At 70.7% G+C, this 10,353-nt stretch carries 8 protein-coding genes and 1 tRNA gene; 2 read left to right on the top strand and 7 right to left on the bottom strand.

Annotation, left to right across the window (positions count from 1 at the left end; translation table 11 throughout):
* Positions 1–226: 226 nt before the first annotated feature.
* Positions 227–297 (top strand) — tRNA-Gln (locus M3Q23_13070).
* Between the two features lie 30 nt (positions 298–327).
* Here M3Q23_13070 and M3Q23_13065 read toward each other — a convergent pair.
* From M3Q23_13065 to M3Q23_13055, 3 genes are all read right to left on the bottom strand, one after another.
* Positions 328–1,638 (bottom strand): PQQ-binding-like beta-propeller repeat protein, encoded by a 1,311-nt coding sequence (locus M3Q23_13065; GenBank protein ID MDP9342990.1) that lies wholly within the window; start codon positions 1,636–1,638, stop codon positions 328–330.
* A 139-nt stretch (positions 1,639–1,777) separates the two neighbouring features.
* Positions 1,778–2,872: an acetate/propionate family kinase gene (locus tag M3Q23_13060; GenBank protein MDP9342989.1), complete on the bottom strand. Its 1,095-nt coding sequence runs from the start codon at positions 2,870–2,872 to the stop codon at positions 1,778–1,780.
* A 16-nt stretch (positions 2,873–2,888) separates the two neighbouring features.
* Positions 2,889–5,273, bottom strand: coding sequence for a phosphoketolase family protein (locus tag M3Q23_13055; GenBank protein MDP9342988.1), 2,385 nt, complete (start codon positions 5,271–5,273; stop codon positions 2,889–2,891).
* A 116-nt stretch (positions 5,274–5,389) separates the two neighbouring features.
* On the opposite strand from M3Q23_13055, the gene M3Q23_13050 reads away from it, so the two are divergent.
* Complete coding sequence (locus tag M3Q23_13050) at positions 5,390–6,391, top strand: hypothetical protein (GenBank protein MDP9342987.1); 1,002 nt, start codon at positions 5,390–5,392, stop codon at positions 6,389–6,391.
* Here M3Q23_13050 and M3Q23_13045 read toward each other — a convergent pair.
* The 4 genes from M3Q23_13045 to M3Q23_13030 form a co-directional block, all read right to left on the bottom strand.
* A complete protein-coding gene (locus M3Q23_13045) occupies positions 6,388–6,822 on the bottom strand; it encodes an ester cyclase (GenBank protein ID MDP9342986.1) in 435 nt (144 codons plus the stop codon). The two genes, M3Q23_13050 and M3Q23_13045, sit on opposite strands and share 4 nt — an antisense overlap.
* A gap of 87 nt (positions 6,823–6,909) precedes the next feature.
* Positions 6,910–8,268, bottom strand: coding sequence for a hypothetical protein (locus M3Q23_13040; GenBank protein MDP9342985.1), 1,359 nt, complete (start codon positions 8,266–8,268; stop codon positions 6,910–6,912).
* The gene (locus M3Q23_13035; GenBank protein ID MDP9342984.1) at positions 8,265–8,492 is read right to left on the bottom strand and encodes a hypothetical protein; all 228 of its coding nucleotides are present in this window, start codon (positions 8,490–8,492) and stop codon (positions 8,265–8,267) included. Before M3Q23_13035 ends, M3Q23_13040 begins: the two co-directional genes overlap by 4 nt.
* Entirely contained in the window at positions 8,489–9,799 is a 1,311-nt protein-coding gene (locus M3Q23_13030) for a glycine--tRNA ligase (GenBank protein MDP9342983.1), read from the bottom strand. The genes M3Q23_13035 and M3Q23_13030 overlap by 4 nt, the downstream gene beginning before the upstream one ends.
* Positions 9,800–10,353 lie beyond the last annotated feature (554 nt).

The following is a 10,353-nucleotide window of genomic DNA, read 5'->3' as shown; positions in this document are numbered from 1 at the left end:
CTCGCTCGTGCAGGCGGCGAAGCGGCGGGCTCGCGGGTACCGCACCAAGACCAACCTCATCGCCATGACCTACCTCATCGCAGGGAAGCTGGACATGGCGTCAGCCCACACGAAATAGCGAGGAGCCTGTTCTTGAGGGAGGTCGAAGCCAGACTGTCCCCGAGTCAGTTCCTCTTGGGAGCCGCTTGCCGATGAGCCGTGTAGCATTTCGGCCTGGCCCACCCACTGGCCCGTGGGGTAACGGTAGCCCGACTGACTCTGGATCAGTTAGTCCTGGTTCGAATCCAGGCGGGCCAGCTTCCGTCTCCATCCGCCGCCGGCGTGGGCCTACAGGGACGAGTCGAACACGTAGAGCCGGCCCTGGATGTCCTCGGGGAAGTTGGCGTCGGCGCTGCCGATATAGATCTTCCCGTTCACCACCGTCGGCGACGAGTTGACCAGCGGATCGCCCGTGTCCCCGCTCCAGATGTTCGAACAGATGAACCCCCCGCACGGCTTGGTCTTCCAGGCCAGGACCTGGCCGGTGTTGCGGCCGGCGTAGACCAGGCCGTTGGCGACGGTGGGCGAGGACTGCACCTGGGCCTGCGCGCCCGACCCGAAGTCGAGCCACAGCGGTCCGCATACGGCCTGGCCGCACCCGCCGGCGGCGAACACACCGAGGCCGTCCTCAAGGCCGATGTACACGCGCCCGCCGGCCACCGCGGGCGAGCCGCCGAAGAACTCCCCCTGATAGGTGCCCTGCCACAGCGGCGCGCAGGCCGCGGCGCCGCACCCCGACGCGTCGAACGCCGCCAGGAAGTGGTCCGAGCCGATGTACACGACGCCGTTCGCGACGGCGGGACTCGACTCGAAGGCCGAGCCCCCGATCGAGCCGGTCCACAGCGGCGGACAGCTGGGCGCACCGCAGCCGGCCGCGTTGAAGGCGTAGAGCTTCCCGTCGTCGGACCCGACGTAGGCCACGCCGCCGACCACCGTGGGGCTCGACTCGATGCTGCCGCCGGTGGAACCCTTCCACACCGGCAGGCAGGTCGGAGCGCCGCAGCCCTTGGCGTTGAACGCGTACAGCCGTCCGTCGAACGCCGCGACGAACACGAGGCCGCTCCCCAGGGTCGGTGAGGACTGGAGGATCGACTTCGTCCCGGCCAGGCCCTGCCACAGCGGGCTGCACACCGCCTGCCCGCACCCCGATGCGGAGAAGGCGTTGAGCCGCCCGGCCGCCGAGGTGGGCGAGGTCTGCGACCCCACGTACACCACGCCGTTCTTGACCGCAGGCGAGTCGATGATCTGGGCCAGCGACACGGAGCTCCACAGCGGCGTGGTGCACAGGCTCTGCCCGCACCCGTCGGCCGGGTACGCCCACAGCCGGCCGTCGTCCGAGCCGATGTAGGCCACGCCGTTCACCACCGCGGGCGAGGAGAAGTCCACCAGCATGCCCAGCTGCGCCGCCCAGTCCAGCGTCACGAACGTGATGTTGCTGGCGTTGATGGTGGTCTCGGAGGGATTCACCCCGGTGTGGTTCTGGTTGAACCGGAACTGGGGCCAGTTCACGGTCCCGGTGGCAGCCGTCGCCGAGCCGCTCGAGCCCAGGACGGCCGTGACAATGAGCAGGATGGCGAACCCGACCGTGCGGCGCCGCATGGCACTCCCCTTCCCGACCCCAGTGGGGTCCGTCCGCCCCGCAAGTGGTACGACCGAGGCCGCCGAATGGATTCCCCGCCGCGGCCAGTCGACACCTCCCCCCCAGCGGAGGCGCTGCCGGTTGGAGGGCTCGCCGCCCCTACACGCCGAGGACCCGCCGGACCTCATGGGCGATCTGGAGGTCCTCCCTGGCCTCGACGACCAGCGTGCGGGCGGCGCTCCCGGCGGTCGAGACGTCGCGGTCGCCGGACCCGCCCTCGTTCGCCTCGGCGTCCACCTCCACCCCCAGGAACGCCAGCCGCTCGGCCGCCCGTCGCCGGATCTCCGGCGCGTTCTCCCCCACCCCTCCGGTGAACACCAGGATGTCCAGCCCTCCCAGCGACGCCGTCATCGCGGCTGCGCTCCCCGCCAGCCGGTGCACGTACACGTCCAGGGCCAGCACGGCGGCGGCGTCCCCTGCCGCCGCCCGGCGAAGGATCTCCCGCATGTCCGGCGTCCCGGCCAGGCCCAGCAGGCCCGAACGGTGCTCCAGGGTTGCCGCCAGCTCGGCGGGCGGCATCCCCACGTGCTCCTCCAGCCACAGGACCAGCCCGGGGTCGACGCTCCCCGACCGGGTCGCCATGACCAGGCCCTCCAGCGGCGTGAACCCCATGGTGGTGTCCACCGACCGACCGTCGACGACCGCAGCCAGGGACGCACCGGCCCCGAGGTGACACGTCACGATCCGGAGCCCCCGCGGCGACCGGCCCACCATCTCCGCGGCCCGGCGCGAGGCGTAGCCGTGGGAAAGCCCGTGGAACCCATACCGCCGGAGGGCCCATCGTGAGCGCCACTGCGGCGGGAGCGCGTATGTGGCCGCGGCCTCCGGCATGCCGGCGTGGAAGGCCGTGTCGAAGCACGCCACGGCGGGAACCGCAGGCAGCACCGAGGACACCGCCTCCACCGCCGCCAGGGACTTCGGCTGGTGGAGGGGCGCCAGGTCGGTGAGGGCCCGCAGGCGTGCCTCCACCTCCCGATCCAGGAGCACCGGCTCCAGGAACTCGCGGCCGCCGTGGACGACGCGGTGGCCTACCGCGTCCACTTCCCCGAACCGCTCGATCGCCGCGGCCACCCCGGCGGCGTCCGTCTGGCCCCGTGGCGCCGGGAGGTCCTCCGAGCCGGCCACCCGATCGTCCCCATCGAGGACCCGCAGCTTCAGGCTGCTGGAGCCGGCGTTGACGACCAGGACGCGCACGCTAGTCTGGCTCAGACTAGTAGGGCCAGATCCAGTCCCGGACATCGGGATCGTCCTCTCCCTCCAACCGGGTGTAGGCACGGCACTCCAGGCGCCGGTCCACCATGTCCTGGCGGAGGTGCGCGGCCTGGGGTCCCAGGCCCGGGACCCGGTCGATCACGTCCATCACCAGATGGAACCGGTCCAGATCGTTCAGCATCACCATGTCGAACGGCGTGGTGGTGGTCCCTTCCTCCTTGTAGCCGCGGACGTGGAGGTTGTGGTGGTTGTTGCGCCGGTAGGCCAGCCGGTGGATCAGCCAGGGATAGCCGTGGTAGGCGAACACGATCGGCTTGTCCAGCGTGAACAGGGCGTCGAACTCCGGGTCGGGCATGCCGTGAGGATGCTCGGAGTCGGGCTCCAGGCGCATCAGGTCCACCACGTTCACCACCCGCACCTTCAGGTGGGGCAGCCGCTGGCGGATGATGTCCACGGCAGCCAGCGTCTCCAGGGTCGGGATGTCGCCGGCGCAGGCCATCACGACGTCGGGCTCGCCCTCCTCGTCGTTGCTGGCGAACTCCCAGATCCCGATCCCCCGTGTGCAGTGGCGGACGGCCTCGCCCATGGAGAGCCAGTTCAGCGAGGGCTGCTTCCCGGCCACGATGACGTTCACGTAGTTCCTGCTCCGGAGGCAGTGGTCCCCCACCGACAGCAGGCAGTTCGTGTCCGGCGGCAGGTACACCCGGATGATCTCGGCCTTCTTGTTCACCACATGGTCGATGAAGCCGGGGTCCTGGTGCGAGAAGCCGTTGTGGTCCTGACGCCACACGTGCGAGGACAGCAGGTAGTTCAGGGAGGCCAGGGGCCGGCGCCACGGGATGGCTCGGGTCACCTTCAGCCACTTGGCGTGCTGATTGAACATCGAGTCCACGATGTGGATGAACGCCTCGTAGCAGTTGAACAGGCCGTGGCGGCCGGTGAGCAGGTAGCCCTCCAGCCAGCCCTGGCACATGTGCTCGGAGAGGACTTCCATGACCCGGCCGCCCGGGGAGAGGTGGTCGTCCGTGGGCAGGGTCTCGGCGTCCCAGGCCCGGTCGGTGACCTCGAACGCGGCAGACAGGCGGTTGGAGGCGGTCTCGTCCGGAGCGAACAGCCGGAACCGGTCCGGGTTCCCCGCGATCACGTCGCGGAGGAAGGCTCCCAGCACCCGGGTGGCCTCGCTCGAGTTCGTCCCGGGCTTGTCGGCGGCCACGGCGTAGTCGCGGAAGTCCGGGAGCGACAGGTCGCGCAGCAGCTCCCCGCCGTTGGTGTGGGGGTTCGCGCTCATGCGGCGGTGGCGCTTGGGAGGGAGCTCCGCCAGCTCGGCGACCAGGGATCCGTTCTCGTCGAACAGCTCCTCGGGCCGGTAGCCCCGCATCCAGGATTCCAGCACGGCCCGGTGATCCCGGTTCGTGCGGACCTCGGCCATCGGGACCTGGTGGGCCCGCCAGGTCCCCTCGACGGGCTCGCCGTCCACCTCCTTGGGTCCGGTCCAGCCCTTCGGAGTTCGAAGGACGATCATCGGCCACCGGGGGCGAGCGGCGGTCCCGCGTTCCCGGGCCGTGCGCTGGATGTCGTGGATCTCCTGGACCACCTCGTCCAGCGTGGCCGCCATCTGCTGGTGCATGGCCGCCGGGTCGTCGCCCTCCACGAAGTACGGATGGTGACCGTAGCCCTCCATGAGGGCGCGCAGCTCCTCCTGCGGGATCCGGGCCAGCACCGTGGGGTTCGCGATCTTGTAGCCGTTCAGGTGCAGGATGGGCAGCACGGCGCCGTCCCGAACCGGGTTCAGGAACTTGTTGGAGTGCCAGCTGGTGGCGAGCGGACCGGTCTCGGCCTCCCCGTCCCCCACCACGCAGCACACCAGGAGGTCCGGGTTGTCGAAGGCAGCGCCGTAGGCGTGCACGAGCGCGTACCCGAGCTCGCCGCCCTCGTGGATCGAGCCGGGCGTCTCCGGCGCCACGTGGCTCGGGATGCCGCCGGGGAACGAGAACTGCCGGAAGAGCTTGCGCATCCCCTCGGCGTCCCGGGTGAGGTCGGGGTAGACCTCGCTGTAGGTCCCCTCGAGGTAGGCGTTGGCGACGAGACCGGGCCCGCCGTGGCCGGGTCCGGTGACGTAGATCGCGTCGAGGTCCCAGTTCCTGATGACCCGGTTCATGTGGGCGTAGATGAAGTTGAGGCCGGGGGTGGTGCCCCAGTGCCCCAGCAGACGGGGCTTGGTGTGCTCGGGCTTCAGCGGCTCGCGCAGCAGCGGGTTGTCCAGCAGGTAGATCTGGCCCACCGAGAGGTAGTTGGCGGCCCGCCAGTAGGCGTCGATCAGATCGCGTTCCTGCTCCGAGAGCGGACCGGCGGGCGGGGCCTCGACTTCCTTCACGTCTGCCATGGGGAGCTCCTTTGGCCGTCCAGGGCGGGCGCTCCCAGCATAGGTCGGGCCGCCTCGAGCCGTGCCGCGGGAAGCCCTGCCGCGGGAAGCCGAGCCCCGGGTAGGCTGGCTGGCCGATGGACGGAAGCGAACGGGTCCGGGCGGCGCTGGCCATGGAGCCGCTGCGGCGGGCCCCGGCCGCGTGGTGGGGCCACACGTACCTCGAGGAATGGTCGCCGGCCGAGCTGGCCGGGGTGACCGTCGAGCGGCAGCGGCGGTTCGGGTGGGACTTCGTGAAGCTCCAGCCCCGGGCGACGTGCTTCGCGGAGGCCTTCGGCGCCGAGTACCGGCCTTCGGGGCGGGCCGACCGGGCCCCGGTGCTGAAGCGGGCGGTGGTGTCCGGCCCGGAGGACTGGGAGGCCGTCGCCGCCGCCGAGGTCGTGCCCACGGTCCCGGCGCTGGCCGACCAGACCGAGGCCCTTGCCCGGGTGGTCACCCAGCTCGGCCGCTCCGTTCCCGTCCTCCAGACGGTGTTCTCGCCGCTCACCGTGGCGGGCTACCTGGTGGGCGAGGACCGGGAGCGGGCCGTGGCCGAGCTGCGGACGCGTCCCGGCGTCGTCGGGGCCGCTCTGTCCCGGATCGCGGCGACGATGGCGGGCTTCGCGCGCCGCTCGATCGAGTCGGGGGCTGCGGGCGTGTTCTTCGCCGTCTCCGGCTACGCATCGGACGACGTCATGGGGTACGAGGAGTACAGGGACCTGGTCCTGCCCCACGACCGGCGCGTGCTGGAGGCGGTCCCCGGAGCCGCCTGGTGCAACGTGCTGCACCTGTGCGGGGCGAACCTGCACTTCGCCCTGGCGAACGACCTTCCTTCGCACGCGGTCAGCTGGTCCGTCCACGATCCCGGGAACCCGTCGGTGGCCCAGGGCCGGGACCTGGCCGGCCGGGCCGCCATGGGGGGCGTGGACGGAAAGGGCGCCCTGGTGGACGGGTCGCCGGACCTGGTCCGGGCTCAGGTCGAAGAGGCCATCCACGCGACCCAGGGCCGCGGGCTTTTGGTCGCGCCGGGGTGCTCCGTTCCGCCCGAGGCCCCGGAGGAGAACCTCGCCGCGCTCGGGCCGGCCGGGCTGCGTCCCTAGCTGCCGCCGGTCCCCTCGGCCCCCGGCATGGCCTCGATCTGCTGCATGAGCCCGACCATGTCCATCTGCACCCAGTTCTCGGTCAGCTTCCCGTGTCGCACCAACCACAGGTCGATGTACTTGACGTCGATGGGCTTGCCCGTTGCCGGAATGCCCATGAAATCGCCCTGGTGGGTTCCCGTGAAGCGCCCGCGGGTTCCCACGCGGTCGCCGTCGGCGAACACGTCCTCGAGGGTGACCCTCATGTCGGGAAAGCCAGATCGGAACATCCCGATGACCTGCTGGAACCCCTCGATCCCCTTTGCCGGGGCGGGCATGTCGTGGTTCACGTAGTCCGCCGAGAGCACCTCCTCGACCGCGGCCTCGTCCCCCTCGTTGATCCCTTCCTCGAACAGCCGTCGAACCATGGCCTTGTTATCCTCGCCCGGCATCTCGACTCCTCTCGTCCGTCGCGCCACCGCATTCTGGCAGCCCCGACCTCGAGTTTCCACGGCGGCCTGCCGTGCTCCACGGCCCTGTCACCCAGGGAACGAGTCCCGGAGCGCGGCCAGCGTCGCCTGGTCGGACGCGACCAGCATCTGGACCGGCGAGCCGGGAGAGGACGGATGCACCACGACCGCGGACTGGTCCGGCCGAAGCCAGCGGGACGCCGCCGCGGCGAATTCGTCCGCGTCGGCCGGCGAGTCCCACCGCGTCGACAGGACCACGGCCACGTGGGGGCCGTCCGTCCAGGCCCGGTACAGGCCTCCGTCCCAACCGGCGGCCGCGTCTGCGGCGTCGGCCGCGGCCAGCCGCAGCGCCAGCATGGCCTTCAGCCACTCCTCCCCCACCTGCATCACGTCCAGGTCCCGCCACCCTGGCCCGAGCGACGGCCCGAGGTCGGGGATGTCCACGGGGGCGGGCGTGTCGCTCGGATACCGGTCCGGGTGCATGACCTGCTCCGTCGAGACCGGGAAGTCCTGGAGCGCGTGGTTCACCGCGGCCAGGCCGCCCCGAGCGTCCATGGCCGTGATGAAGTTCAGCCCGTCCAGGTAGGGCCACAGGGCCAGGGTCTGGACGAACGGTGGGACGCCCGCGGTGGAACCCCCACCGCCGCCCAGTCCGAGCGAGATGAGGTCGGCCGGCGAGAAGAACCGCCGGGCCACGGCGAAGGAGAAGAACTGCGCGCTCCCCTCCACCGCGCCGGTGGCCGCCATCAGGGCCTCGTCCTGGCAGTGGTTCTCCAGGGGGTTCAGCCGGGAGAGATCGAAGTGCTGGTCGTCGTCGGCGTGGGTCAGCTCGTGGGCCAGCGTGAGCCGCTCGGCGGCCGACGGGTCGGTGGTCCCCAGGAACACCAGCTGGCCGCTGCCGGGGTCGTAGTACCCGATCACCTGCCCGGACAGGAAGCTCCGGTAGGCGTCCCGCAGGCCCACGTCCGCCGGGATCACCCCGATCAGCTGCCACACCCGGGTGCGCCGCGACAGCAGTCCGGCCGGGAAGTCGTGGCCGAACGGCGCCTCCAGGCCCTGCACCAACTGGTCATGCGTCACGGCATCCACGGCCACTGGGCGCAGGTACTGAAAGCCCCGGACCTGCTGCACCTCCTGCTCGACCTGCTGGATGGCCGAGGGAGCCGGGCCGGGAGTGGCCGGGCTCTCCTTGGGGGCCGGTGGGCGCACGCACAGGCGCCGGAGGGCGTCCGCCGCCGATCCTGGCCCGGTCGGGACGGGGACGGGCGTGGCGGTCGGGCCGGGCGGGGCTGTCGCTGTCGGGCGGTGCGTGACCGGAGGTTGCCGCGACGCGGCCGGCGACGCGGCCGGCGACCCGAACGGACCGAGGGTGCCGGAGCCGGTGCACGCCGCCGCCAGCAGCAGGAGCGCGACCGCCCCGCGCTTCATTCCGAGGCGGCTGTCCGGGAGCCGGAGCCGCCGGACCTCCGCGGTCCGGGCACCAGCAGGTTCGCCACCGCCACCGCCACGGCCAGCCCGGACAGCCCGATGGACGTCCACACCATCCGGAGCGAGGAGTGCAGGTTCCCCCGGAACTGCGCGTAGGCCGAGGCCAGCAACAGCACGAAGGCCACCGCGTGGACCCAGGCCCGCCCCCGGGGTCGCGCGGTCACGACATGCGCTCCCACACGTACGGCACGAGCTTGTCGATGGAGATGCGGTCCTGCTGCATGGAGTCCCGCTCCCGCACCGTGACCTGGCCATCCTCGAGCGAGTCGAAGTCCACGGTCACGCAGTACGGGGTGCCGACCTCGTCCTGCCGCCGGTACCGCCGGCCGATGGCGCCCGCGTCGTCGTAGTCGGCCATCCAGTGCTGCTTCACCAGATCGAACACCCGCCGGGCCTCCGGGACCAGCCGGTCGTTGCGCGACAGCGGCAGCACGGCCACCTTGATCGGGGCGAGGTCCCGGTGAATTCGCAGCACGGTCCGCTTCTCCATCTCCCCCTTGGCCGAGGGCGCCTCGTCCACCGTGTAGGCGTCGATCAGGAACGCCAGCGTCGCCCGGTCCACGCCGGCCGCCGGCTCGATCACGTACGGGTAGAAGCGCCGGTCGTTCTCCTGGTCGTAATAAGTCAGGTCCTTGCCCGATCTCTCGGCGTGGGCCTTGAGGTCGAAGTCGGTCCGGTTGGCGATGCCCTCCAGCTCGCCCCATCCGTCCCCGAAGGGAAAGGCATACTCCACGTCGACGGTTCGCTTGGAGTAGTGGGAGAGCTCGTCGGGGGCGTGCTCGCGAATCCGCAGGTTCTCCTGGCGCATCCCGAGGTCCGTGTACCAGCGCAGGCGCTCCTGGATCCAGAAGTCGTGCCACTCCTCGTCGGTCCCGGGGACCACGAAGAACTCCATCTCCATCTGCTCGAACTCGCGCGTGCGGTAGATGAAGTTCCCGGGGGTGATCTCGTTGCGGAACGACTTCCCGATCTGGGCGATCCCGAAAGGGAGCTTCTTCCGCGTCGCGGTCTGCACCGTCACGAAGTCGACGAACATTCCCTGTGCCGTCTCCGGGCGCAGGTACACGGCCGCGCCCTCCTCCTCCACCGGGCCCATGTGGGTCTTGAACATGAGGTTGAAGTTGCGCGCCTCGGTCCATTGCTTCTGGCCGCAGTTCGGGCAGGCCCGGCTGGCGGGCAGGTGGTCCTCCCGGAACCGCTGGTGGCAGCTCAGGCACTCCACCAGGGGGTCGGTGAACGACGCCAGGTGGCCACTGGCCTCCCACACCTGCGGCGACATGATGATCGAGCTCTCCAGGCCGACCACGTCGTCCCGGAGCTGGACCAGCGAGCGCCACCAGGCGTTGCGGACGTTGCGCTTCAGCTCCACCCCGAGCGGGCCGTAGTCCCAGAACGAGCGCAGCCCGCCGTAGATCTCGCTGGACGGGAACGCGAACCCCCGGCGCTTGGCCAGGGACGTGATGGCCTCCATGAGGTCGGCCACGATGGATCCTCCTCTCTCCCGGCCGCTGGCTGCGGCCGCTGGCGTCGAGGCTCAATGGTACCGGCGGACGAGGCTAGTGGCCTCCCGCTAGACTTGAACGTGACCATGACTGATGAACAGGAAGAACAGGAAGAACAGGAAGAGGAAGAACAGGAGGAAGAGGAAAGGGAACCTGGAGTTTGGCAGGTGGGAGGCCGGATAGTCGGACCGCTCCTTCCTGACACACCTCTCCAGATTGGGCCTGCCGCCATTTATCCAGCCTCGGCCGACGAGCTCAATTGGATCTCAAAGGGGCGGCTAGTGTAATGCCTCGCAAATAGCTTGACAGAGGGAGACGCGGGAGGTAGCCTCCCGTCGTGTGGCATCCTGCCGCTGCGGTGGCGATCTCCGAGGGGGACCGGGCGCTCCTGGAGCGTTGGGTGAGGGGCGGGAGCACCCCCCAGAGCGTGGCCACCCGGGCCCGGATCATCCTGGCCGCCGCCGAGGGGATCCCCAACGCCCGCATCGCCGCCCAGGTGGGGGTGTCCCGACCGACCGTGATC

The organism is Actinomycetota bacterium (assembly GCA_030774015.1).
Taxonomy (GTDB): Bacteria; Actinomycetota; UBA4738; order UBA4738; family JACQTL01; genus JALYLZ01.
Note: the sequence above shows the minus strand (reverse complement) of the source record. Positions and strands in the feature narration are given on the sequence as shown.

Bases quoted from the DNA above. Each gene is read 5' to 3' on its own strand.
- M3Q23_13045 (MDP9342986.1), bottom strand. From the start codon at position 6,822: ATGCCGGGCGAGGATAACAAGGCCATGGTTCGACGGCTGTTCGAGGAA.
- M3Q23_13030 (MDP9342983.1), bottom strand. From the start codon at position 9,799: ATGGAGGCCATCACGTCCCTGGCCAAGCGCCGGGGGTTCGCGTTCCCG.
- M3Q23_13040 (MDP9342985.1), bottom strand. From the start codon at position 8,268: ATGAAGCGCGGGGCGGTCGCGCTCCTGCTGCTGGCGGCGGCGTGCACC.
- M3Q23_13050 (MDP9342987.1), top strand. From the start codon at position 5,390: ATGGACGGAAGCGAACGGGTCCGGGCGGCGCTGGCCATGGAGCCGCTG.
- M3Q23_13055 (MDP9342988.1), bottom strand. From the start codon at position 5,273: ATGGCAGACGTGAAGGAAGTCGAGGCCCCGCCCGCCGGTCCGCTCTCG.
- M3Q23_13065 (MDP9342990.1), bottom strand. From the start codon at position 1,638: ATGCGGCGCCGCACGGTCGGGTTCGCCATCCTGCTCATTGTCACGGCC.